Here is a 23,474-nt window from a genome sequence, read left to right as displayed (position 1 = left end):
GGTCCGGCGGCTGCCTGTGGCGACCAGGCAGGAAAGGAGTGATGGCATGACGGACGTGGCTGCACAGCAAACATCGGTGGCGGCGGAACCGGTGTTGTTCGGCGTTGTCCGCTTCGAGGACGACGGTTCCGGCCGGGTCCGGGACACGGTGATCACGTTCCGGTCCGCGGCGGATGCCGAAGCGTTCGCGCGGGATCGATGCTGGACGCGATACCAGGTGTCCGCATTGCGGTTCTTCGTGGAGGAGAAGCCGGCGGAGCTGGGTGACTGGATGGTGCTCGGCGGACACCTTGACCACCTCGTCACGCGACGGGCGGGGCGCTACCGGTGAGCACCCACGGCGGCCGGCCGCTGCGCGCCGATGTGCTCCGGGATCGGTCCCTGTCGACGGTGGTGACGCTGCCGTGGGGTTCCGGAACCTGGGCGGTGGTGATCCAATCGGGGTCGGACCTGGCGGACCTGCACCGGGCGCTGGCGGAGCTTCCGGTGGGTCTGGAGTTCCACTCCGTGCACGGGACGGGGGACGTCATCCTCGTCTACCAGGTGCCCGCCGGGCAGGTGTCCCGGCGGGAGCTGCTGCGGCTGACCGGCTCGGCCCTCGACATCCCGACGGGGTTCCCGGACCGGTCGCGGTGGATCACCCGTGAGGAACAGCAGGCGTACCGCGCGGGGCACGCGGATGCGTTCGACGCGATCCGGGTCTATCTGAGTCGCCCCAGCGGCGACGCTCCGGATGAAACAGGGTCAGGCTCGGTCAATCCTCGGGGGGGCGACCGAGCCTGAACCGGCGAAGGGCCGGATCCGATGGTGACCATGCCATCGGATCCGGCCCTTTCGCATGCCCGACCGGCTCTACCGGACGCTGTCGCACCGCTCGGCGGGCGGGCTGAGCTGGGCGCCGATGGTGGCAAGGCTGCGTTCGATGCGGAGCAGGACTTCCAGGATCCGCTGATCCACCGGCGGAACCGGTAGCGGCACCTCGTCGGGCTGGCGGCCGAGAAGGACGGTCAACAGGTGGTCGTCCGGCCATCCCAACGCGCGGGAGATGGCGGCGAGCGTGGCGTCCTGGGCGCGACGGCTGCTGGTGCCCCGTGCCAGTTCCCGTAGGGTCGCGACCGACACCCCGGACGCGGCGGCCAACGCCTGCTGGCTCATCCGCCGTTCCCGCATCCGCGCGGTGATCGCGGCACCGACAGCCCGCCCGTCGTCCCCTGCCGTCGTCTCGCGCACCATCGTGGATCAACACCCCCGGATCGTTTGCTGTTTACCAAACAGTAGTTCGTGTGGTGAGCTTCCCGGAAGGCTGCCATGACGGTGGGGCCGTTTTTATAACGAGGCGTTATCCATAGGCGTATAGAAGCTTGGCGAGCGCTCGGTGAGCGGTGCATGGTGGGTGTGCCCGACATACCCCGGACCACCCGGGGGCGGGGCTGACCCTCGGAGGTTGACGAATCCATGGCGGTTCCCCGGCGTATTCCCGTGCGCTTTGAGGACGTGTTCCCGACCGGTGCTTTCGTGCTCGGCGTGGAACCGGCGAACGACTACGAGAAGGTGAAGGCGAACGCCCCCGACCCGCAGGAACGGGACCCGAACACCGGCGAGCGGGTCTGGGTCGTGCGCGTGCTGGACCCGGACCCGGCGGCCCGGCAGGCAGAGCTGAAGGTGAAGGTTCCCGGTGAGGTTCAGCCGGTCCTGCCTGAGGCGATGCCGGGCACGCCGTTCCGGCCGGTGCTGTTCGACGGGCTGACGATCACGGCGTGGGTGGACACCAACGGCAAGTACCCCAAGCAGGCCTACGCCCTGCGCGCCCTGCGGCTGCGGCAGGTCGGCGCGGTGCGGCGGACGGGGGCGGCGGCATGACCAGCCACGACACCGACCCGGCAGAAAACGCGGCGTAGCAACTCCTTCGTTTCCCGAGACCTTCCGCTTTTCCCTTTCTCTTCTTCCTGTGGTTTCGTGCGCTCGAAAACAGGGTGGTATTGCCATGTCCAGAATCTACGGTGACCAGCGGATGCCGCGGATTCCGTCCCGGCCGGACAAGATGCGGGTGCCGCTGTGGATGCTGCTCCTCGCGGTGGCGGGTAAGGGGCTGGTGCTCGGGGTGCGCTGGTGCTGGCGGCACCGGATCGCCGTCCCGGTCGCGGTCGGCCTGCTGGTGTTCGTCCACCGGTTCGGCCTGCTGGGCCTGGTGGGCCTGCTCGTCGGCCTGGCCGTCGCTGCGGTGGCCTGGTGGCGGGTCCACCCGGTGTCGTTCGGGTGGCTGGCGCAGTGGGTGTGGGGCCGGATCCGGCTGACGATCGTGTACCGGCGACGGTGGCGGCCGGCGATGGTGCATACCGACCTGGCGATCCGGGTTCCCACCTCGAACGCCGATCAGGTCACCTTCGACGACTACTACCCGCGCATCCGGTCGATCCGCTCGACGCGGGCGGTGGACGTGCTGCGGGTGGAACTGCTGCCCGGCCAGACCCCGGAGCAGTGGGCGGAGCAGGCCGAAGCCCTGCGGCACGTGTTCCGGGCCCGGCGCTGCCAGGTCCAGGCCGAACCGCACCGGTTCGTCCGGCTGCACTTCCACCACCGCGACACCCTCGTCCACCCCGTCACCCCCGGTGACCTCGACGGGCCCCGACCCGACGGGGCGGACGAGGACCACGGCGACGATCCCGGGGCCGGGTCGGGCCTGCTCGTCGCGGAGTTGGGCGCGGTACCGGTCGGGCGCTGTGAGGACGGATCCCCGTGGACCCTGCCTGTCCGCGGGACACATGTCCTCGTCGCGGGGGCGACCGGGGCGGGTAAGGGCTCGGTGCTGTGGTCGATCATCCGCGGCCTGGGCCCGGCGGTCCGTGCCGGGCTGGTGGAGCTGTGGGTCTGCGACCCCAAGGGCGGCATGGAGCTGGCGTTCGGTGAGCCACTGTTCGCCCGGTTCGCCACCACCACCGGCGAGATAGCGGATCTCCTCGACGACGCCGTGACGGTCATGCAACGCCGCACCGCCCGGCTGCGCGGCCGGACCCGACTACACACCCCCACCGTCGGTGATCCGCTGATCGTGGTGGTCGTCGACGAAATCGCCTCCCTGACGGCGTACGTCACCGACCGGGACGTCAAGAAGCGGATCGGGGCGGCGCTGCCGCTGCTGCTCTCCCAGGGACGCGCCCCCGGCGTCGTGGTCCTGGCGGCGGTGCAAGACCCACGCAAGGAGGTGCTTCCCTTCCGGGACCTGTTCCCGGTCCGGGTCGCCCTGCGCATGACCGAAACCGAACAGCCGGATCTCGTGCTCGGTTCCGGTGCCCGGGACCGTGGGGCTCGGGCAGACGAGATCCCGCTGTCGCTGCCCGGAGTCGGCTACGTGCTCGCTGAGGGACAGCCCGAACCGGTCCGGGTCCGCGCGGCCCACATCGACGACACCGAAATCAGCCGCACCGTCTGGGCCTACCGGCCGTCGACAGCAACCGGCGGCGGGTGGACACCCGACCTCGATCCCTACAGCGACCCGGCCGACGGTGACGAACCGGCGGGCTGGGGTGAGGTCGCGTGACCGGCCCGGCCGCTGACCCGCCAGACCTGTCCGCGCCGCTGCCGGTCCTGCCGGTGTGTGCCACCTGCTCCCACCTCTACATCGCGCACCGGCGGGGCCGCTGCCGTGGCACCACCGACACCGGTCCTCGCTGCGGCTGCACCAGGTTCACCGAACCGGCCACCCTCGACCGCCCGGATCTCGACGTCTCGGAGGACCAGCCCGCGTGACCCTCCCCTCCCTCACCGGCCCTGACCCGGCCGTCCCCCACGACCCCACCATCCGTGACGATCGTGACGATCGGCCCGGCTCGCGGATGGCACGGATGCGAATGCCGCTCGCCCGTGCCGTCGTCGAAGCGGTCGCCGTGGAGAACGGGGTGTGCGTTCGACCCATGGCCATGCGCCGCACGAACCTCGACACCGGCGAAACCGAGATCATCCCCGTGCCCTGCGGCGCGACCCTCGCCAGCAAGTGCCCGCCGTGCGCGGAGAAGGCCCGGCGGCTGCGGATGGCGCAGTGCAAAGCGGGCTGGCATCTCGATGACGAACCCCTTCCCGACCCAGACCCGCCGTCCGATGACGCCAAGGTCCTCGCCGGGTTCCGCGCGGACCTGGAAGTCGCCCGGCGCGACGCGGAACGGGACAGTGACCCGGCCGGCGTCGCCGAGATCGACACGCTTATCGACCAGGTGGACGACGAACTCAACGCCCTGGGCGTCCGCGGCAAAGCCGCTCCCGACAACCGGGACCGGCCACGTCGTGCCCGCTCGACCCGCCGGCGGCAGGACGCTGCCGATCTGCCGCGGCTGCCCGTGGAAAAGCGCACCGTCGGTCGGACGTACGAAGCGGCGGACGGCACGACCTGGCGGCCGTCGATGTTCCTGACCCTCACCTGCGACACGTACGGCCGGGTGACCTCCGACGGCACTCCCGTCGATCCGGGCTCGTACGACTACCGGCGGGCGGCCCGCGACGCGATCCACTTCCCGAAGCTGATCGACCGGTTCTGGCAGAACCTGCGTAGGGCCGTGGGCTGGGATGTGCAGTACTTCGCCGCGCTCGAACCCCAACGGCGGCTCGCCCCGCACCTGCACGCGGCCGTCCGCGGAACCGTGCCGCGGGCCCTGCTTCGGCAGGTGGCGGCAGCGACGTATCACCAGGTGTGGTGGCCACCCTGCGACCAGGCGGTCTACCCGGACACGGCCCTCCCGACCTGGGCGAACGACACGAGTGGGTACGTCGATCCGGTTTCCGGCCGGTCGCTGCCGACCTGGGACGCGGCCCTTGACGCCGTCGGAGACGAGGACGAACCGTCCCACGTGGTGCGCTTCGGCCCTCAACTGCAAGCGGACGGCTTCACCGCGAACTCGGCGCACACCGGCCGCATGATCGGCTACCTGTGCAAGTACCTGACCAAGAGCCTCGACGCCTGCCACGCGGCCACCACCGACCGGCAACGGCGGCACGTCGACCGGCTCGCCGAAGCCCTGCGCTACGAACCTTGCGCCCCCACCTGCGCCAACTGGCTCCGCTACGGGATCCAGCCGAAGAACCCGAAACCGGGTCTCGTCCCGGGCCGCTGCCGCGGCAAGGCGCACCGGCGGGAGACCCTCGGCTTCGGCGGACGGCGGGTGCTGGTCAGTCGCAAGTGGTCCGGCAAGACACTGACCGACCACAAGCATGATCGCGTCGCGTTCATCCGGGCACAGCTCGAAGCCCTCGGCCACACCGCCACCGGCCCGGCCGCGGCGACCGACACCGACCCGGCGCGCACCGTCTGGACGCTGCTCCGGCCCGGCGACCCGGCCGCACCGCGGCGTGAATACCTGCTGTTGCAGGCGGTCGCGCAACGCCACGCCTGGCGCGCACAGCTCGACGCGGCCCGGCGCACCGCACCCGACGAACTTCCGGCAATCGGCCCACCGGGCAGGGCACAAGCCGCCTGACCGTCCGCCCTGACCCGTGGAGAGAACCGTGACCAAGCTTCTCCTGACTCCGGCGGAGGCTGCCGAGCTCCTCGGCGTCGGCCGGACCACGATCTACGAACTCATGAACAGCGGAGACATCCCGTCCGTGCGGATCGGACGGGCGCGCCGCATTCCAGCCGCTGACCTGGTCGCGTTCGTCGACCGGCTGCGCGGCGTCGTCGGAGAGGGAGAAGCGGCATGACCCGTAGGCGGTGCCGAGCACCACCACGGCCCGGCCCGGACGCAAGGCGGTCCCGGCGAGTGCGCCAACACCCGACCGGGACCTGAGACCCCACCCCTGCCTACAACAGGAGCGAAGCCCTGATGAGCATCTTCTCTTCCGGCAACTTCGGCGCGTGGCGCACCCCCGGCGGGGACTCCCCGCTTGCCGCGACCCGTACGACCGACAGCGGCGACCACACGCTAACCATCCGGCCCGGCGCGGACGTCGGCGACCTGGCCGCGGTCCTGGGCGCCATGCCCGCGGACGCCGTGTTCTCGGAGCACTTCGGAGACGTCGACCTCGTCCTGATCTTCCGGCAGGACCCCGGAGTTTCGGCAATTGTCCCGGCCGGTGCGAACCCCTCGGCGGGACCGGCGGCGGCGAGCGTCCCCCGCTTGTAGCGGCTGCCCTGCCTGCTCTACCCCCATTTTTCTTCCGTTCTCTGGTGGCGTTAAAAGCTGTCGGGGTGTCGGACGGGTCCAGGGTCAATGCCGTGAAGCTTAATTCGATCTTGAATGGTTGATGTTCGCTGTTCGTGGTTGGCGGGTTGGTACGGCGTGGCGGCGTGGCCTCGGTGCCGCTGGGTGGTTTGGTCACGGTTCGTGGCTTCGATGGTGACCCCGGACCAGGTGTCGGTCGGGGTGCTGGTGACGGCGGTGCCGCGTGACGCGGTCGACGAGGCCGTCGCGGCCTGTGGGGTGGGTGCGCGGCGGGCGGGCGGGAAGCTCCCACCGCATGTGACGGCGTACCTGACGTTGGCGATGTCCCTGTTTCCGGACGACGACTACGCCGAGGTCGCCCAGAAGGTGACCGGGTCGCTGGACCGGTTCGGCTGCTGGGACGCGGCGTGGGCGCCGCCGAGCGCGAGCGGGATCACCCAGGCGCGTAAGCGGCTGGGCCGGATGGTGATGGCCGAGGTGTTCGAGCGGGTCGCGGGCCAGGTCGCGACACTGTCGACGCGTGGCGCGTGGCTGCGGGGCCGGTTGTTGCTCGCGATCGACGGGTTTGACGTCGACGTGCCCGACACCGAGGAGAACGCGGCCGAGTTCGGCTACGCCGGCACCGGGGAGAAGCGGTCGGCGTTCCCGAAGATCCGGGTCGTCGCGTTGGCGGAGTGCGGGACGCACGCGTTCCGGGCCGCCGAGGTCGGTGGCTGGGCGGCTGGGGAGAGGACGCTGGCCCGCGGGCTGCTGATGCGGCTGAACCGCGACGAGGTGCTGACCGCCGACCGTGGGTTCTACTCGTTCGACAACTGGGCGCTGGCCGCGGGCACCGGCGCCGACCTGATCTGGCGGGCCCCGACCGGGCTGAACCTGCCGGTCGTGCGGGTCCTGTCCGATGGCACGTTCCTCACCGTCCTGATCAACCCGGAGATCACGGGAGGTCGGCGCCGCGAGCGGCTGCTCGCCGCCGCGAAGGCCGGCGACGAGCTTGATCCGGACGAGGCGCACCTGGCCCGGGTCGTCGAGTACGACATCCCCGACCGGGCCGGTAACGGTACCGGCGAACTGGTCGTCGTGCTGACCACGATCCTCGACCCGCGTCAGGCCCGTGCCGACGAGGTCGCCGCCGGATACAACGAGCGCTGGGAGGAGGAAACCGCGAACGACCAGCTCAAGACCCATCTACGCGGCCCCGGGAGAGTCCTGCGCTCCCGGCTGCCGGACCTGGCGGTCCAGGAGATGTGGGCCTGGCTGATCGTCCAGTACGCGCTCACCGCCCTGATCGCCGGCGCCGCGGAGGCCGCCGAGATCGACCCCGACCGGGTCGGTTTCGCCCGGACACTGCGCCTGGTCCGCCGTTCCGCCACCGGAACGGCGGACATTTCCCCCTGAGGACTGGAACGCCCGGCTACCCAGGTTCCACACCGAGATCACCCGCGGGCTCAACCCGCCACGACGCCACCGCACCTGCCCCCGGGTCGTCAAACGGGCCCGGCACAACAGCTACCGCGTCAAGAGACCCGACGAACCCGCCTCGGTCCGCCACCCGGGCCCCGCCACGATCCGGCTCCACCCACTCGCCCCGCGCGCGGCCTGACCAGATCCCGGAAAGATCAAACTAAGCTTCACGGCATTGGGTCCAGGGTCGGCCGAAGGCCGATGGCGAAGCCACGCGCAGCGCCCTGGACGCGGCCGGCGCCCCGGCAGACCATCCAAACGCCAGAGAACGGAAACCCACCGGCACCGGGCGACGCCAACCAGCGGCTCGAGTGCCGTTCCCCGTTCTTTCGGCAAGGAGCCCTCTTCGCCATGCACACCGACCATGAGGAACATCCGACGATGAGCCTGCAACAGGCTCTCCGGGAGCACCTCGACCGTGCCCGCACCGGGCAGGGCCGGCTCTACCCACAGCCGGACGGTGAGTCCAAGTTCGCCTGCGACATGGGCGACAGCCGCTACGGCTGCCCCTGGTGCGACAACATCGAATGGCCCGACGGCAACCCGCTGGACGCTGCCTGATGGCCGCGCGCAAGGGGCGGCGGGGCGCCGGTGAGGGCGCGATCTACAAGGACAGCTCCGGCCGCTGGCGGGCGACCGTAGACCTCGGCTGGAAGGACGGAAAGCGGCAGCGGAAGTACCTCTCGGGCAAGACCCGGACGGAGGTCGCGGAGAAGCTGCGGGCGCTGCGTCGGGAGCAGGAAGACGGCGTGGCTGTGGTCACCGGGGTCAAGCTGCTCACTTTGGAAGAGTGGCTCACGTTCTGGCTGGACACGATCGCGGCGAGGAAGGTGCGGCCGTCGACGTTGGCGACCTACCGGGGATACGTGCGGAACCGGATCGTCCCGGCACTCGGCGCGGTTCGGCTCGACCGGCTGACCCCGGAGCATCTCGAAGCCTTCTACCACCGGTGCGAGAAGGAAGGACTGGCGGCGGCCACGGTGCTCCAGATGCACCGGATCGTCTCCCGGGCGCTGAAGGTCGCGCACCGGCGGGGGCGGGTTGCCCGGAACGTGGCGACGCTGGTTGATCCTCCCTCCGTCGACCGTGACGAGATCCGGCCGCTCACGGCATCGGACGCGCGGGCCGTCCTCGACGCGGCGAAGGGACAGCGCAACTCGGCCCGCTGGTCGGTCGCCCTTGCGCTCGGACTCAGGCAGGGTGAGGCTCTGGGGCTGGCGTGGGACGCGGTGAAGCTGGATGCGGCCCCGGCCACGCTGACGGTCCGGCAGGCGCTGCAACGGCGGCGCTGGGAGCACGGCTGTACCGACCCGAAGACCTGCGGCACCGCGCGCCGATGCCCTCGTCGCACCGGCGGTGGCCTGGTGATCGTGCGCCCGAAGAGCCGCGCGGGCCGGCGGACGATCGTCATCCCCGAGAACCTGGCGGCAAGCCTGCGGGCTCACCGTTCCGCACAGCGCGCCGAGCGCCAGGCGGCCGATGGCGAGTGGGTCAACGAACACGAGCTGGTGTTCGTCCAGCCGAACGGGCGTCCACTCGACCCGCGGGCGGACCACCGGGCCTGGCAGGACCTGCTGTCACAGGCCGGGGTGCGCGCGGCCCGGCTGCATGATGCCCGGCACACGATGGCAAGCCTGCTGCTCGCGCAGAAGGTCCACCCGCGGGTGGTCATGGAGATCATGGGGCACTCGCAGATCAGCCTGACCCTCGGCACCTACAGCCACGTCGCACCGGAGCTGTCGACGGACGCGGCGGACCGGATGGGCTCCGCTCTATGGGGGGAGACAACCCCGGCCACGGACGGTGAAGAAGGCCGAAACCAGGAAAACGAGAAAGGCTGATGTGCGGCGCACCTGTGGCTGCCAGCGTGGCTGCCACAATGAAAACAGCGGCCCCACCCAAAGGGGTGAAACCGCTGGTAGATACGGGTGCGCCGCCAGGGACTTGAACCCAATGCCGCTTAGTTAAGCCAGTCGCGCGAGCGTGATCGTCGGTGGTTGGCGGTGGTGGGTTCCGCTGTCCGTTGGTTTTTTGATCCGGTAGGCGTTGTACCTGGTTCGTCGGACAGCGCGCGGGTAGGTGCGGTGGCGGCGGGCGGGGTTGATCCGTTCGAGGATCTCGGTGCGGGTCTGCTCCCACGCGCGGGTGTGGCGGTCAGGGGGAAAAATCCGCCTGGTCGGTGACCTGGCGGCGTGTGATCCGTAGTGTTCTCATGAAGGAGAGTCTGTCGGGGTCGATATCGGCCTCGTCGGCGGCCTCGATCATGAGGCTTCGTATGGCGTAGTGCGTGAGTAGGAGGGCCCAGATCTCTTGTTTGACGAGTTCGGGATTTTTGGAGCGTAGGACCCGTTTCTCGCCTCGCTGGTGCGTTTTGATTTCATCGAAGGTGCTTTCTATTTCCCATCGTTCGTGGTAGGAGGTCGCGAGTTCGATGGCGGCCACGTCGGTGGGGTCGAGGATGTTGGTGATCAGACAGATGAGTTCGCTCGTGCCGTTTTCTTCGTGGTCTGGTACGGAGTACTCGATGACTCGGACTGGTAGGGCTGACTCTGTGGGTGGGGCGTGGCCGGCACGGGCGTCGGCGATGAGCTGGCCACGTCTGGCGACGGGGATCTTGGGGTCGATCAGGAGAGAGAGGTAGGAGCCGTCGGGCAGGGCTCGGATGACGGGGAGCGTGAGGTTCGCGTTGACTCGCCAGAGCAGGTCCGCACCGGTCGCGAGGGCCTGTTGCCACAGGCCGTAGCCGTAGAAGTTGCGGTCGGCGGTGAGGAGCATGCCCGGCTCGCAGGCGTCGAACAGCGTGGCAGCGAGCGACCGTTCGTCGCTGGTGTAGGCGCCGATGGCGGCGGCGAAGACCGCATGGGTACCGCATTCGGCGAGCGCGACGACGTGTACCTGGGGAAAGGCGGCGGTCTTCGGTCCGTGGCTGAAACGGCCGAACGCGTCGGCGTTCTCGGGGGTGTCCGCGGTGTCGAGGTGGACGCCGTCCACGGCGACAAGTCGGCGGGAGCCGAGCCAGGCGCCTTTCGTGCCCAGGCCGGCGACTGGCACGGCGACCCGTTCGAACAGCAGCTTCAACGGTTCCGGGCCGAGACGTGTCCGGGCCTGGGAGATCGCTCCGGTGCTGGGGACCTTCCAGTCTCCTTTCCAGGAGCCGAGCCAGCGCAGCGTGCCCACGAGCCTGCGCATCACTTCGTCGTAGTCGTCGTCGAAGAACAGGCACATGGCCATCGTGAAATACACGACGACTCTCGCTGGTAGCAGCCTCTTCCGCTGTTCCAGCCGTCTCGTCTCCGCGAGCACCTCGTCGACCAGGTCTCGAGGAACGATACGCGCGAGAACGCCGAGAGAAATGCGATCTGTCAGTCGGTCGCTGGTAACTGCGGGCAGTTCAAGAGCCCCCGGGAGACGCGCCACACCGGCATTCTAGCGACGTCCGGGATCAACGAACTGTCGGCGCATGTTGTAGAAGCTGCTCTCCGCATCGTGGGAAATGCGCCGATTCTATGATAGTCCGTTGGCGTGTCGTGATTGACGGCGGAACCGGGCCTCTAACTTAGTGGCATTGGACTTGAACCCCGAACCCGCGGATTAAGAGGAGCGGGCGCTCCGTCCACGGACGTCCGCCGATGTCCACCAGGTCGGCGCAGCCTGGGCCTCAGCGTCGATCCCTGTCCGTTGATGTCCACCGACGTCCACTGGCTTGGGTACAGCGATGGGTACACGGCCTCGGGCTCCCGGACGCCCGAGGGTAACCAACCTGGCCCGCTTCGAACGGGCTCTTCCCCACTACTGAACACGCAACAGACTAGACGAGGGAACCGCCATGCAGGCAAGCGGAAATCGTATCCACAAACTTGAGGGCATCGTGATAAAGATTAACAATTTCCTCGCTGGTTTTATTGAGGGAGAACAGTGCATAGTTTTCATGAACTAGCTGATTTCTCAATGCTCCAAGTTCGAGAAATGCTTGGGTGTGTTTATCGAATTCCTCGTCCCGCTTAACCCTCTCTTTCATCTGAGTTTTAAATTCCTCGCCAAATAAGGCAAAGAAGTTATTTGCATTGCTCGCGGTCCATTGGAAGTACGTATGATACTGCCTAGTCACGGCCTTATTTTTAACGAAAGAGACAGCCATTTCGTTGTGGGAGGTAATTGCTCGATAGTAGTTGAGTATTACCTCCTGAATTAACTGTTCGAGATGGCTCGCTCCTGCCAGTAGTAGAACTTTTGGCGTCATCGACTCTAGAGAATTGAGGAACGATATCTCGCTATTCTCTTCGAGATATTTGGCGATCGCAGAGTACTCGCCACTTAGCTTCTCAACCAAGCTTGGTTCCCGCGTCGAATTATCTTCAGACATAGCGGTCAACGTATTTCATCGCTACACTTAGGCGACCCTTTACGTTGGAGGTATCAGTGGTTCTCTGGGTAGTATAGCGAAGAAAATCGGGGTCATTTTTGATTGCCTCGACCGTCGACGCTTCTAGCGAAACATCTTTCCTTGGGCTTTTTCTGTTACATACAGCAGCAAATACAGACTCGAACAACGGTGTGCTGAATTTGTTGTTTGCACGGGAAGTGAAGGCTGACCGCGGAATGTTCCTCGCTAGATCAAAAAACCAGGTCAGAGTTTCCTCTACCTGCTCAACTTCGCTCGGCGAATAAGATTTCGCGCGATTCGAATAATTGTTCAGGAATCTCACCATCGACGGCGTATAGTTGCCGCCCTGCTCCCACATAGCTACCGCTCGCAACAGCACCTCGAGGTCACGCACGTGGAGGTCGGGCTCGCCGGGACCGACGATGTTCCTCCATACTGGATTCATATTCACTCGAAATAGCATGTCGTAGAACTTCGAGTGATACAGGCTCGCCCGAATCTCCTGCGGAGTGAGATTTATTCCTCCGGTATTCAGGCGGTTGAATATTTCATATATCGAAGAATTGTCATTGTCTGGCGAGACTTGCTTTATGATGACATTTCGAATTGTACGAAGATTGAATTGGGTTTGATAGTCGCCTAGGCGGGCATAGTTGAGTCCAGAGAATTTATTTGGCTTTCCCGGCGATACTTCGGGCAGCCTTAGGTTGAAATTTTCAAATAGTTCTTCATCGTAAAGCACTTCATCTGGAACGCGTCCATGCTCATTAAAGACCTTGCGAATTTGGGCCCTTTTCTCTTTTCTTGGAAATCGCTGCCTTACGAAGTAATAGATTGTCATTAGACGCTGCTGGCCATCGATCACCAGAAACGAATTTCGCCCCTCCTCGTAGAGAAATACCTGAGGAACCGGAAGGCCAATGACAATCGACTCGATTAGTTTCGACGCCCGCTTAAGGTCCCAGACGTAGTTTCGCTGAAATCCCGGAATCTTTACCGACCCGGATTCGATGAAACTTTGTATGGTCAGAACGTTGAAATCGTTGGGCGTAGAAGTAAGATCATACTCATCAATCTGGCCATCTTCGTCAAGGCCTTCCTCGGAATCCAACCAGTCAGTACTATCGTCGTAGATTTCTACCATTGAAGTCCCTTTCCAGTGCGGAGATCTTGGTTAGGACAATAGCTTATGGCGCGCAGCCACCCATCAGCGGCGACCCGTTTGGGGCTTCGTGTGGTGCGGGGTGGCGCCGCGCCGGCGAGCATGGCGCGCCAGCGCCACGCACAGCCGCCGCGCGGCGCTAGCCCGCACCGATCTTGATCTTAAAACGAGGGTTTCGGCAACGTGCGGGCTACCCGCGTTGCTCGTGACGGTGACGCCAAGCGGTGCAACGCTCCACGTAACTGGGCAGGTGGTCGCGGGCGAACTCGTCAGGGCTCCACGGCTGGGCGGGGAGGAACTCGGCGGGCTCAATGCAGGCATAGGCCCATGCGTGGCGGCCGTGCTCCAGGTTGATGCGGCTGACGGTGTAGATGTCGGCTTCGAAGGCGTCGAGGGTGCTCCACTCCGCTTCCGTGAGGTCATCGAACAGGTGTCCCGTGGCGGTGGCGGCCTGGTCGCTGATGAGGCCGGGGTAGATCCGCTCTGGGAGGGCGATGACTCGCCATCCGGCGACGGTGACATGAACGCGGTGGGGGTCGCGGTCGATGAGGGCGCGCAGGACGTCAGGGAAGAGAAGGCTTCCGTAGACGAAGAGGGGCGCCGGGTCCGCCGATGCGGGGGCCAGTCGGCCAGAGCTGGGTGAGTTGGTGCGGGGTGCTGGGCTGGGCGTAGACGGCACGGAAGACCTTCCCCACGGTTTCGGTGTCGGCGGTGTCGGCAAGGTTGACGAACCAGTCGATGCCGGCGGGGTAGGCCCACAGATAGGTGCGTAGCTGAGGGTCGTTGCCGCGGTCGGTAAGGATGTCGGCGATGGTGTCCGCGGTCCAGAACGGGACGCATGCGCGGGCATGGTCCGCGCAGTCTGCGACCGGCACACCATCGTTGATGGCGCGGTGCAAGTCGGCGCGGATGAGCTGTAGGTAGTGGTCCAGGCGGACTCGGGCGGTCACGGCGGTGTCGTCGGGGGTGACGAACAGCGGCATGGCCTGCGCGATGCCTTCCAACAGCACCTGATAGGGCACGTGGACCGACAGCAGGCGCGGCCACGGAACGTCGGTGCGGCTGGCGGTGGCGGTGTAGCTGGCGCTCTGGAGGGCGTGTCCGAGGATCTCGTGTAGGGCGAACTGGCGTAGGCGGACCTTGGTGAAGGCCGCGTTGCGCAGGTTGAAGCGGAGACGTACGTCCTGGCCGGTGCCGTCGAGCCAGTAGGCCCAGTAGGCGTCGACGTCGGTGGTCGTGATCTCCAGGGTGTACGGGGCGTCCGTTTCGGCAAGGGCGCGGACGGCGGGCTCTGCCTCGCTGGCGGCGGCGCGGATCATCTCGGGTGCGTCGGCTGCCTCGACGGGTCCTTCGGCGTCGCGGAGCTGGCGGTCGGTGGTGGCATCCCAGGAAACCCCGATGTCGGCCAGAGCGGTGCAGGCGCGTTCACCGACGGCGGTCACGTACTCCTCGGGCCATCCGGCCGCGGAACATCCCTGGGTGGCGGTCAGGTAGTCGTCGAGTGGGGGCCGCTCGCCGAGTAACGCGCCGAGGTAGGCCAGGTGGGCGCGGAGCTGCTCGGCGCAGACCTGGTCGCCGTCACGCTCGGCTCGCTCATAGAGCTGGGTGAGTGTGCTGTGGACGTCCAGGCGGCTCGGGGCCGCTGTCACCTTGGCAGGGGTCGGCGCGCAGTCGAAGTCGATGGCCGGCGACGCCTTCCGGGCCTTCTCGTAGGCGTCCCATGCCCGTAGGGTCTGTTCGATCTCGTCACGTAGACGCATGCGCGGTGTCCCATCGCAGCGTCACGAACTGGTTCGGCCGTAGGTTCCGGCGGGTCAGCTCGATGACCACTCCGGCCTCGTCGCGGGCGAAGGACAGACCCTCGGTCGCCGAGATCTCCGACCCGTCCGGCCGGTCCTCGGTCGCCGAGCATCGGGTCAGCGACGTGACGCCCTGGTGGCGAAGCCGGATGGTGAGCGTGCCGGTTGGGCGGACGATCGACTGACGCCAGTAGTGGTCGTAGACGAACCGTCCGCCGGTGCTGCGGTAGCCGACGGTCGCGGATTCCCCGGGCTGGATGGCTGGGAAGACCTGGCAGGCGAAGCGGGCGCTGAGTTTGGTGTCGTGGACGCGCTGAATGATGATGTTGCGGTCGGGGGAGGGCAGGGCCTCGATCTGCAATGGGCCGTTGGTGGTCTCGAACCACAGTTCCCTGTTGAGCCTGGTGAACGGCGTCGCCGTGGCGTTGTACAGCTCATGGCGGTAGGTCAGCGTCGCCCATCCGTCTTCGGCAACCTCGATGTCGATGGTCAGGCTGCGGTCCTCGACGTCTCCGGCCGGCTCGCGGGGGGCTGGCATGCTCACGCCTGCGGTCGTGGTCGCGTAGGCGCTGGCGCGGTGATGGTCGCCGATGCCGGCAAGGGCAGGGGAGGGCGGTGCGTCGGCTCTGGTCGTCTCGGCTTCCCAGGGGCGGGGTGCGAGTCGGAAGTAGGCGCCGGGGATGCGTAGGGCGTCGGCGATGCGCTCGACCAGGTCGAGTGAGGTGATGTTGCTTTCGCCGCTCATGACCCGGCTGACCCGGCTTTGGGTGAGGCCGCGGACGGGGGAGGACACCCGGTCCTGGCTGGCGCCGTCGTACTTGCGCATCAGGCGGAAGATCGCCTGGAAGTCCAGGGTCTCGCAGGCGGCGCGGAACTCCTCGCGGGCGAGGAGATCGAGCGAGACGGTGTAGGGAGGGGCGGGCTGGGCCATCCGCCATCTCCTCGGGTGCGGGCCGACAGCCAGGGTCAGCGGGTGGTCAGGTCGCTACGCAGAGACTAGCGCCACCATGCCACCTTGGTATGGGTGGTTCGCCGCTGATCTGACGCTTTGGCGCTCGGATGGCGCCTGACAGCCACTCGGCAGGCGGTGAACCGGCCGGATTCCATGCACACCGTGCCTTGCCAACTTGACGTTTCGTGACGCATCGGATGCGGACGAGTCTTGTTCGCAGGCCACCCCGCTCCGCGTCGAGTCGGGATCTCCGCGGGGCGGGGTGGCGTCCAGGCCGTGAGGCGACGTGAGCGGATGAGGGGCGCTACGGGTGCGATGGGACATGACGGGGCAGACATGGACGGATCTTCGCGGCGGGTCCGGGGGTTCGCGATGACGTGGGCCAGCGGCTCCTGCGAGACGGACGGGGAACCGGGCGTGGGCCTGCTGCCGTGGGGCGCGGACGCCTGGGCGCTCGTCGTACCGGCCGGCTCGTCGGCGCAGGCGCTGTACGCGGCGATGGCGGACATGCCGTCTGGCCTGCGCTTCGTCGAGTCCTTCGGGGACGTGGACACGGTCCTGGTCTACGAAGCGACGGGGGTACGGCTGTCCCGGCGGCACCTGCCGGGCTCCTTCCTGCGCTCCATGCTCGAACTCGACCCGGCGACGGTCGGGGAGGACAACGGCCGGCGCTGGATGACCGAAGGCGAACGCGGGGCGTACGACGCGGGGAAGGCGGACATGGCCGACTCGCTGCGCCGGCAGGTGACCCGGCGGCGACGGCGCCCACGCTCGTGGAGTCCCTCGGCACTGGAGGACTGACAGCACGAAGAGTCGCGATGGGCCGGACCTCGTCGGGGGGTCCGGCCCATCGTCGTCTCAGGACGGCGTCCGGCTGTCCGCCCTGGTGACGGCCTGCTCGACGGCGGCGAGCCTGGAGGTGACCTCGGTGAGCCGCTCCTCGACCCGGACCAGAGCGGCGAGGATCTCCCTGCCGGTGGGCTCGTCTGGCGTGCCGGCGACCGGTGGCTCTGACACGAGCACCTGGATCAGGTGATCGTCGGGCCACTCCAGTGCCTGGGCGATCGCCACGAGGGTCTTGTTCTGCACCCGACGGCCGGCGCCGTGCTGAAGCTCGCGCAGCGTCGACACGGACACTCCCGAGATGCGGGCGAGCTCCTGCTGACCGATGCGACGGCGCGCCATCCGCTCGTTGAGCGCTGACGCGACGGCGGCCCAGTCCTCGCCGTTCACGGGCCCGCGGGCCCGGTACACCGGGGTTCTCCGGTCAGCCATGCGCGCATATTAGCCTCCGGCTTTCACGGCGATGATCGTCTGTTGGGGTGTCGGAAATAGGAAAGTGCTCCTGAACTGGGAGGATCGGGCTTGTCTAGGACCTGATCCGTTCCAATCCAAGGAGCACCTTCATGGTGCAGAGTACCGGTGTTTACCCCTCTGTCCGCATCGACGCCGCCGGGCGGGGTGTCGTGTCGGCGGCGGGCAGCGTGCTGCTGACCGAGACGGTCCGCGTCAGCGGGCTGGGTCGGTTGCTGTCCGACGCGCTCGCGCCGTGGCGGTCACCGCTGGCGACCCATGACCCGGCGAAGGTACTGACCGATCTGGCCGTGGCGCTGGCGTTGGGCGGGGACTGCCTGGCCGACATCGCCCAGCTACGCGCGGAGCCGGAGTTGTTCGGGCTGGTGGCCTCGGACCCGACGGTGTCACGCACGATCGACCGGCTCGCCGGCGACGCCGAGAAGGTCCTGACGGCACTCGACCGGGCCCGCGCGGCAGCGCGGGGCCAGGTATGGGCGGCGGCCGGGGAACACGCCCCCGACCACACGGTGTCGGTGCACGACCCGCTGATCGTGGATCTCGACGCGACACTGGTCACCGCCCATTCCGAGAAACAAGACGCGGCGCCGACATTCAAACGCGGCTTCGGGTTCCACCCGTTGTGGGCGTTCATCGACCACGGCCAGGCCGGCACCGGGGAACCCGCGACGGTCCTGCTGCGCCCCGGTAACGCCGGGTCGAACACCGCCGCCGACCACATCACCGTCGCCACCGGCGCCCTCGCCCAGCTCCCGGCCCGGCTACGCCGCTCCCGCAAGGTACTGATCCGCGCCGACTCCGCCGGTGGGACCCACGCCTTCCTCGCCTGGGCGCACCAGCGCAGGCTGGCCTACTCGGTCGGGTTCACCCTGCCCGACAACGCCGCCCAGCTGATCGGCGAGATCCCCGCGAAGGCGTGGACACCGGCCTACGACGCCGACCGCCAGCCCCGGCCCGGCGCGTTCGTCGCCGAACTGTCCGGGCTGATGGACCTGACCGGCTGGCCACCGGGCATGCGTGTCCTCGTCCGCAAGGAACGCCCGCACCCCGGCGCGCAGCTGCGTGTCACCGACGTCGACGGCAACCGGATCACCGCGTTCGCGACCAACGCCGCCCGCGGGCAGCTCGCCGACCTCGAACTACGCCACCGCCGCCGGGCCCGCTGCGAGGACCGTATCCGAACCGCCAAGGACACCGGTCTGACCAACCTGCCGCTGCACGACTTCACCCAGAACCAGATCTGGTGCGCCCTTGTCGCACTCGCTCTCGATCTGATCGCCTGGACCCAGATGCTCGCCCTCGCCGGCCAGCCCGCGCGACGCTGGGAACCGAAACGGCTACGCCACCGCCTGTTCTGGCTCGCAGGCCGGCTCGCCCACCACGCCCGCCGCAGCACCCTGCACCTGCCCCCGCACCACCCCTGGGCCCCCCTCGCCCTCCAGGCGATCACCACACTGCGCGCACTGCCCGCCCCCGGATAGCCCGCGACCACAGACCTCCCACCCCACCGACCAGAAGGAACCCCACCCGGACGTGGACCGGGCGCCCACCCCGCGCGACAGCCGGGGCACTCCGCCACGGTCACACCCGGACCGAGCGGCAAAACTCAACATCAACAGAGTGGGAGGCCAGCCCGCGATCGCACCTGGCCAAGGCGCGAAAGATCTGGGTTAGCGGCCCGCAAAACGACGCCAGAACCCATCCCAGCATGCCATATCACCTTGGCATGAACCTATGAGCGCCTGCATGACGCCCATGTCACGGCTACATACAACGCTGGGTTAGCGGTTGATACGCGCTTGCTGAGCGGTGGATCGTGTATCTCGTCAGCCGGAACGCACGGTTGGTTCCGGGTAAAGGCGAGTGGAGGTGGCACGGTGGCGGTTCCGCAACGCATTCCGGTGCGGTTCGAGGACGTGTTCCCGCACGGTGCGTTCGTGCTGGGCGTGGAGGCGGCGAGCGACTTCGACAAGGTGAGAGAGAAGGCGGCGGACGTCCAGGCTCGGGACAAGGACACCGGCGAACGGGTCTGGTCGGTGCGGGTCCTGGATGCGGACCCGATGGCCCGGAAGGCCGAACTGAAGGTGAAGATCCTCGGGGAGGCGGCACCGGTCCTGCCGGACAACCTGCCGGGGCTCCCGTTCCGGCCGGTGATGTTCGAACGCCTGGTGGTGGTCCCGTACGTGGACACCAACGGGTCGCAGCCGCGGGTGGCGTTCTCGCTGCGGGCGGGCGTGATGCGGCCGGTCGGTCCGGCTCGGCGGACCAACCCGGGGGTGGCGGCGTGAGCGGGCGCGAGATGGACGGGCTGCGCTCGTCGACGCACCTGGGGCTGCACGTGGGCGCGGACTGGTCGGCCCGCTGCCACACCTACCCGGACAAGCCGCCGATCCTGTCCGTCCACACGGGCCGGACGACGCTGTCCGTCTCGGCGGCCGGTAGCGCGGTGACCTCGGATCAGGTCGACTTCGCGTACGCCCTGCTCGCCGCGGTGAACGACTACCTCATTGAATGCGAGCGGTTCCGGTTCGCCGCGCAGGACGCGGCCGAACTGCCGGGGCATCTCGCCGCTTAGCCGCTCCGCGTAGCTGCTCCGCGGTTCTCCTTCGCGTCAGGCGGCCCGGAACCCTTCGTTCGGGGACGGGTTCCGGGCCCGCCACGCCGTTCCTCACCCCCTTTCTTCGAATCCTGGTTTCGTGCGCTCTGAAACAGGTGGTATCTGTCATGTCCAGAATCAACGGCGACCGGGGAATGCCCCGCATTCCGTCCCGGCCCGACAAGATGCGGGTCCCGATGTGGATGCTGCTGTTCGCGGTGGTGGGAAAGGGGCTGGTGCTCGGGGTCCGCTGGTGCTGGCGGCACCGGGTGGCGGTGCCGGTCGCGCTCGGCCTGGCGCTGTTCACGCGCAGCTTCGGGGCGCTGGGCCTGGTGGCGCTGCTTGTCGCCCTGGCCCTGGTCGCGATTGTGTGGCGGCGCCTGCACGCCCGGTCGTTCGGCTGGCTGGCCCGGTGGGTGTGGGGTCGGGTGCGGCTCGGGTTCGTGTACCGGCGGCGGTGGCGGCCGGCGATGGTGCACTCGGGCCTGGCGATTCGCATGCCGGCGTCGAACGGCGATCAGGTGACGTTCGACGAGTACTTCCCGCGTATCCGTTCGATCCGCTCGACCCGGGCCGTGGACGTGCTGCGGGTGGAACTGCTCCCGGGGCAGACACCGGAACAGTGGGCGGACGCGGCCGAAGGACTGCGGCACGTGTTCCGGGCTCGGCGCTGCCAGGTCCAGGCGGAAGCGCACCGGTTCGTCCGGCTGCACTTCCACCACCGCGACACCCTGACCAGCCCCGTCGAACCGGCCGGCCTCGACCCGTCCGGCCCGGTCATCGACCACGACCCGGACGGCGACGCCACGGCGACCGGCGAGCCTGACCGGCTCGTCGGGGACCTCTCGGCCGTTCGCGTCGGCCGGCGGGAGGACGGCAAGCCCTGGACCCTGCCCGTGCGGGGAACCCATCTGCTCATCGCGGGGGCCACCGGCGCGGGTAAGGGCTCGGTGCTGTGGTCGGTCATCCGCGGTCTCGGCCCGGCCGTGCGCGCCGGCCTCGTCGAGCTGTGGGTCTGCGACCCCAAGGGCGGCATGGAACTCGCGTTCGGCGAGCCGCTGTTCACCCGGTTCGCCACCACCACTGAGGCGATCGCGGATCTCCTCGACGACGCGGTGTCGGTGATGCAGGACCGGACGGCCCGGCTGCGCGGGGTGACCCGGCTCCACACCCCAACTCTGGGCGAGCCGCTGATCGTCCTGGTGGTCGACGAGATCGCCTCGTTGACGGCGTACGTCACCGACCGGGACGTCAAGAAGCGGATCGGGGCGGCGCTGCCGTTGCTGCTCTCCCAGGGCCGGGCGCCCGGGGTCGTGGTCCTGGCGGCGGTGCAGGACCCGCGCAAGGAAGTGCTTCCGTTCCGGGATTTGTTCCCGGTCCGGGTCGCGCTGCGGATGACCGAAACCGAACAGGCAGATCTTGTCCTCGGTTCCGGTGCCCGTGACCGGGGCGCCCGTGCGGACGAGATCCCAGTGTCGTTGCCCGGGGTCGGCTACGTGCTCCACGAAGGACAACCCGAACCGGTCCGGGTCCGGGCCTCGTTCATCGACGACACCGAGATCAGCCGGACCGTGTGGTCCTACCGGCCCACTCCCGCGGCCGGCGCCGGCTGGACACCGGACCTCGACCCCTACCGCGACAACGACCCGGCGGACCACGACAACTCTGCCGACGGCTCCTGGTGGGGGGAGGTGGCGTGAACGGCCCGGCCGGCGAGATGACTGACGATCTGCTCGACTCGGCCGCGCCGGTGCCCGTCCTGCCGGTCTGCGCGACCTGCGGGCACCTGCGCATCGTCCACCGGCGCGGCCGATGCCGCGCGGACCTCGGCCCCGGAACCGCCTGCGGCTGCGCCTTCTTCATCACTGCGCCGGCCCGTCCGTCGGCCGGTGTGCGCCTGGACCTCGATGATCGGGAGGACCTCACCTCTGATGACCGGCCTCACCTCGACTGACCCTGACGCTTCCGCCGGCCGTGACGATCGTCCGGGTTCCCGGGCGGCGCGGATGCGGACGCCGCTCGCTCGTCAGGTCGTGGAAACGGTCGCAGTGGAGAACGGGGTGTGCGTCCGGCCGATGGCGATGCGCCGGACGAACCTCGACACCGGCGAGACCGAGATCATCCCCGTACCGTGCGGCGCCACGCTGGCGAGCAAGTGTCCGACCTGCGCGGAGAAGGCCCGGCGGCTGCGGATGGCGCAGTGCAAGGCAGGCTGGCATCTCGACGACGAACCGCTACCCGACCCGGACCCGCCCACGGATGAGGCGAAGACCCTCGCGGGCTTCCGTGCCGATCTCGAAACCGTCCGGATCGACGCTGAACGCGACGGGGACGCGGCCGGCGTCGCCGAGATCGACGAACTCATCGGCCAGGTGGACGAGGAACTCAACGCGCTGGGTGTGCGGGGGAAGGCGGCGCCGGAGGATCGGGATCGGCCTCGCCGTGTCCGCTCGACCCGCCGGCGGCAGGATGCCCCCGACCTGCCCCGGCTCCCGGTGGACAAGCGGACAGTCGGGCGGACCTTCGAAGCGGCGGACGGCACCACCTGGCGGCCGTCGATGTTCCTGACCCTGACCTGCGACTCGTACGGGCGGGTCACGAGTGAGGGAACCCCGGTCGATCCGGGCTCGTACGACTACCGGCGGGCGGCCCGGGACGCGATCCACTTCCCGAAGCTGATCGACCGGTTCTGGCAGAACCTGCGCAGGGCGGTCGGCTGGGATGTGCAGTACTTCGCCACCCTCGAACCGCAACGGCGGCTCGCCCCGCACCTGCACGCGGCCATCCGCGGAACGGTGCCCCGGGTCCTGCTGCGGCAGGTGGCGGCGGCCACGTATCAGCAGGTCTGGTGGCCGTCGTGTGACCGGCCGGTCTATGACGACACGTGCCTCCCGGTCTGGGACGACACTGCGGCCGGCTACCTCGACCCGGACACGTCCCGGCCGCTCCCGACCTGGGATGAGGCAGTGGACGCGATCGGCGACGATGCCGAACCGGCCCACGTCGTCCGCTTCGGGCCCCAGCTCCGCGCGGACGGTGTCACGGCGAACTCGGCGAACACCGGCCGGATGATCGGCTACCTGACCAAGTATCTGGTGAAGAGCCTCGACGCCTGCCACGCCGTCACTACCGACGCCCAGCGGCGGCACGTCGATCGGCTCGCGGACGCGCTGCGCCACGAACCGTGCTCGCCCACCTGCGCGAACTGGCTGCGCTACGGCGTCCAACCACGCCACCCGAAACCGGGCCTCGTCCCGGGCCGGTGCCGGGGCAAGGTCCACCGGCGCGAGACGCTCGGGTTCGGTGGCCGGCGGGTGCTCGTCTCGCGGCGCTGGTCCGGCAAAACCCTGACCGACCACAAGCACGACCGGGTCGCGTTCATCCGGGAGCAGCTCGAAGCCCTCGGCCAGGTGGCGACCGGCCCGGCAGCCACTGGCACCGACCCGGCACGGACGGTGTGGACGCTGCTCCGGCCCGGTGACCCGGCGGCCCCTCGCCGCGAACACCTGCTGTTGCAGGCAGTCGCGCAACGGCATGCCTGGCGCGCACAACTCGACGCGGCCCGCGCTGCCACGGCCGGCACCGTCACGACCGGCGGATCTCCGGGAACCGGCCCACCGGCGGTGGCTGACGCTGCCTGAGCTGTCGTCTCGATCG

26 protein-coding genes are annotated in these 23,474 nt (G+C 68.3%); 18 read left to right on the top strand and 8 right to left on the bottom strand.

Annotation, left to right across the window (positions count from 1 at the left end):
* Positions 1–46 precede the first annotated feature (46 nt).
* Complete coding sequence (locus tag FRANEAN1_RS27365) at positions 47–331, top strand: hypothetical protein (protein WP_020463002.1); 285 nt, start codon at positions 47–49, stop codon at positions 329–331.
* On the top strand, positions 328–783 hold the full coding sequence (locus FRANEAN1_RS27360) for a hypothetical protein (protein WP_020463001.1): 456 nt from the start codon (positions 328–330) through the stop codon (positions 781–783). Before FRANEAN1_RS27365 ends, FRANEAN1_RS27360 begins: the two co-directional genes overlap by 4 nt.
* Positions 784–852: 69 nt before the next feature.
* Here the strand turns inward: FRANEAN1_RS27360 and FRANEAN1_RS27355 are convergent, their stop codons facing one another.
* Positions 853–1,233: a helix-turn-helix transcriptional regulator gene (locus tag FRANEAN1_RS27355; protein ID WP_020463000.1), complete on the bottom strand. Its 381-nt coding sequence runs from the start codon at positions 1,231–1,233 to the stop codon at positions 853–855.
* 222 nt (positions 1,234–1,455) lie between these two features.
* On the opposite strand from FRANEAN1_RS27355, the gene FRANEAN1_RS27350 reads away from it, so the two are divergent.
* The 9 genes from FRANEAN1_RS27350 (at position 1,456) to FRANEAN1_RS27310 (ending at position 9,451) form a co-directional block, all read left to right on the top strand.
* Positions 1,456–1,860 carry a hypothetical protein gene (locus FRANEAN1_RS27350; protein WP_020462999.1) on the top strand — a complete coding sequence of 135 codons (405 nt, stop codon included), beginning with the start codon at positions 1,456–1,458 and terminating at the stop codon, positions 1,858–1,860.
* A gap of 124 nt (positions 1,861–1,984) precedes the next feature.
* Complete coding sequence (locus FRANEAN1_RS27345; protein WP_020462998.1) at positions 1,985–3,538, top strand: FtsK/SpoIIIE domain-containing protein; 1,554 nt, start codon at positions 1,985–1,987, stop codon at positions 3,536–3,538.
* Positions 3,535–3,747: a hypothetical protein gene (locus FRANEAN1_RS27340; protein ID WP_041254851.1), complete on the top strand. Its 213-nt coding sequence runs from the start codon at positions 3,535–3,537 to the stop codon at positions 3,745–3,747. Before FRANEAN1_RS27345 ends, FRANEAN1_RS27340 begins: the two co-directional genes overlap by 4 nt.
* Complete coding sequence (locus tag FRANEAN1_RS27335) at positions 3,744–5,465, top strand: replication initiator (protein ID WP_020462997.1); 1,722 nt, start codon at positions 3,744–3,746, stop codon at positions 5,463–5,465. Before FRANEAN1_RS27340 ends, FRANEAN1_RS27335 begins: the two co-directional genes overlap by 4 nt.
* 28 nt (positions 5,466–5,493) lie before the next feature.
* Positions 5,494–5,688 (top strand): helix-turn-helix domain-containing protein, encoded by a 195-nt coding sequence (locus tag FRANEAN1_RS27330; protein ID WP_020462996.1) that lies wholly within the window; start codon positions 5,494–5,496, stop codon positions 5,686–5,688.
* Between the two features lie 122 nt (positions 5,689–5,810).
* The gene (locus FRANEAN1_RS27325) at positions 5,811–6,110 is read left to right on the top strand and encodes a hypothetical protein (protein ID WP_020462995.1); all 300 of its coding nucleotides are present in this window, start codon (positions 5,811–5,813) and stop codon (positions 6,108–6,110) included.
* A 210-nt stretch (positions 6,111–6,320) separates the two neighbouring features.
* Positions 6,321–7,544: an IS4 family transposase gene (locus FRANEAN1_RS27320; RefSeq protein ID WP_041253905.1), complete on the top strand. Its 1,224-nt coding sequence runs from the start codon at positions 6,321–6,323 to the stop codon at positions 7,542–7,544.
* Positions 7,545–7,961: 417 nt separating this feature from the next.
* Positions 7,962–8,171 (top strand): hypothetical protein, encoded by a 210-nt coding sequence (locus FRANEAN1_RS27315; protein WP_020462994.1) that lies wholly within the window; start codon positions 7,962–7,964, stop codon positions 8,169–8,171.
* Positions 8,171–9,451, top strand: coding sequence for a tyrosine-type recombinase/integrase (locus FRANEAN1_RS27310; protein WP_020462993.1), 1,281 nt, complete (start codon positions 8,171–8,173; stop codon positions 9,449–9,451). The genes FRANEAN1_RS27315 and FRANEAN1_RS27310 overlap by 1 nt, the downstream gene beginning before the upstream one ends.
* Before the next feature lie 313 nt (positions 9,452–9,764).
* On the opposite strand, the gene FRANEAN1_RS27305 is transcribed toward FRANEAN1_RS27310, so the two are convergent.
* The 6 genes from FRANEAN1_RS27305 to FRANEAN1_RS27290 form a co-directional block, all read right to left on the bottom strand.
* Complete coding sequence (locus FRANEAN1_RS27305) at positions 9,765–11,027, bottom strand: IS4-like element ISFsp5 family transposase (protein WP_020460342.1); 1,263 nt, start codon at positions 11,025–11,027, stop codon at positions 9,765–9,767.
* 391 nt (positions 11,028–11,418) lie between these two features.
* Positions 11,419–11,973, bottom strand: coding sequence for a HEPN domain-containing protein (locus FRANEAN1_RS41580; protein WP_020462992.1), 555 nt, complete (start codon positions 11,971–11,973; stop codon positions 11,419–11,421).
* Entirely contained in the window at positions 11,966–13,138 is a 1,173-nt protein-coding gene (locus FRANEAN1_RS39665) for a DUF262 domain-containing protein (protein WP_020462991.1), read from the bottom strand. The genes FRANEAN1_RS41580 and FRANEAN1_RS39665 overlap by 8 nt, the downstream gene beginning before the upstream one ends.
* Before the next feature lie 208 nt (positions 13,139–13,346).
* Positions 13,347–13,835: a gamma-glutamylcyclotransferase family protein gene (locus FRANEAN1_RS39660; RefSeq protein WP_083788341.1), complete on the bottom strand. Its 489-nt coding sequence runs from the start codon at positions 13,833–13,835 to the stop codon at positions 13,347–13,349.
* On the bottom strand, positions 13,720–14,916 hold the full coding sequence (locus tag FRANEAN1_RS27295) for a hypothetical protein (RefSeq protein ID WP_020462990.1): 1,197 nt from the start codon (positions 14,914–14,916) through the stop codon (positions 13,720–13,722). Before FRANEAN1_RS27295 ends, FRANEAN1_RS39660 begins: the two co-directional genes overlap by 116 nt.
* A complete protein-coding gene (locus tag FRANEAN1_RS27290) occupies positions 14,903–15,886 on the bottom strand; it encodes a helix-turn-helix domain-containing protein (protein WP_020462989.1) in 984 nt (327 codons plus the stop codon). The genes FRANEAN1_RS27295 and FRANEAN1_RS27290 overlap by 14 nt, the downstream gene beginning before the upstream one ends.
* A gap of 393 nt (positions 15,887–16,279) precedes the next feature.
* Here FRANEAN1_RS27290 and FRANEAN1_RS27285 point away from each other — a divergent pair, with 393 nt between their 5' ends.
* Positions 16,280–16,708, top strand: coding sequence for a hypothetical protein (locus FRANEAN1_RS27285; RefSeq protein ID WP_020462988.1), 429 nt, complete (start codon positions 16,280–16,282; stop codon positions 16,706–16,708).
* Between the two features lie 57 nt (positions 16,709–16,765).
* Here the strand turns inward: FRANEAN1_RS27285 and FRANEAN1_RS27280 are convergent, their stop codons facing one another.
* The gene (locus tag FRANEAN1_RS27280; RefSeq protein ID WP_198145381.1) at positions 16,766–17,182 is read right to left on the bottom strand and encodes a helix-turn-helix transcriptional regulator; all 417 of its coding nucleotides are present in this window, start codon (positions 17,180–17,182) and stop codon (positions 16,766–16,768) included.
* A 131-nt stretch (positions 17,183–17,313) separates the two neighbouring features.
* Here FRANEAN1_RS27280 and FRANEAN1_RS27275 point away from each other — a divergent pair, with 131 nt between their 5' ends.
* The 6 genes from FRANEAN1_RS27275 (at position 17,314) to FRANEAN1_RS27250 (ending at position 23,458) form a co-directional block, all read left to right on the top strand.
* Positions 17,314–18,702, top strand: coding sequence for an IS1380-like element ISFsp14 family transposase (locus FRANEAN1_RS27275; protein ID WP_020458361.1), 1,389 nt, complete (start codon positions 17,314–17,316; stop codon positions 18,700–18,702).
* Positions 18,703–19,098: 396 nt separating this feature from the next.
* Complete coding sequence (locus tag FRANEAN1_RS27270) at positions 19,099–19,509, top strand: hypothetical protein (protein ID WP_020462986.1); 411 nt, start codon at positions 19,099–19,101, stop codon at positions 19,507–19,509.
* Between the two features lie 11 nt (positions 19,510–19,520).
* Positions 19,521–19,796, top strand: a complete 276-nt coding sequence (locus FRANEAN1_RS27265; RefSeq protein ID WP_035752633.1) for a hypothetical protein — start codon at positions 19,521–19,523, stop codon at positions 19,794–19,796.
* Positions 19,797–19,945: 149 nt separating this feature from the next.
* The gene (locus FRANEAN1_RS27260; protein WP_020462985.1) at positions 19,946–21,517 is read left to right on the top strand and encodes an FtsK/SpoIIIE domain-containing protein; all 1,572 of its coding nucleotides are present in this window, start codon (positions 19,946–19,948) and stop codon (positions 21,515–21,517) included.
* The gene (locus FRANEAN1_RS27255) at positions 21,514–21,771 is read left to right on the top strand and encodes a hypothetical protein (RefSeq protein WP_049795773.1); all 258 of its coding nucleotides are present in this window, start codon (positions 21,514–21,516) and stop codon (positions 21,769–21,771) included. The genes FRANEAN1_RS27260 and FRANEAN1_RS27255 overlap by 4 nt, the downstream gene beginning before the upstream one ends.
* Positions 21,749–23,458, top strand: coding sequence for a replication initiator (locus FRANEAN1_RS27250; protein WP_020462984.1), 1,710 nt, complete (start codon positions 21,749–21,751; stop codon positions 23,456–23,458). Before FRANEAN1_RS27255 ends, FRANEAN1_RS27250 begins: the two co-directional genes overlap by 23 nt.
* The last annotated feature ends 16 nt before the right edge of the window (positions 23,459–23,474 follow it).

Source organism: Parafrankia sp. EAN1pec, from assembly GCF_000018005.1.
Lineage (GTDB): Bacteria > Actinomycetota > Actinomycetes > Frankiales > Frankiaceae > Parafrankia > Parafrankia soli.
The sequence above is the reverse complement of the archived record's forward strand: the minus strand, read 5'-3'. Positions and strand labels throughout refer to the sequence as shown.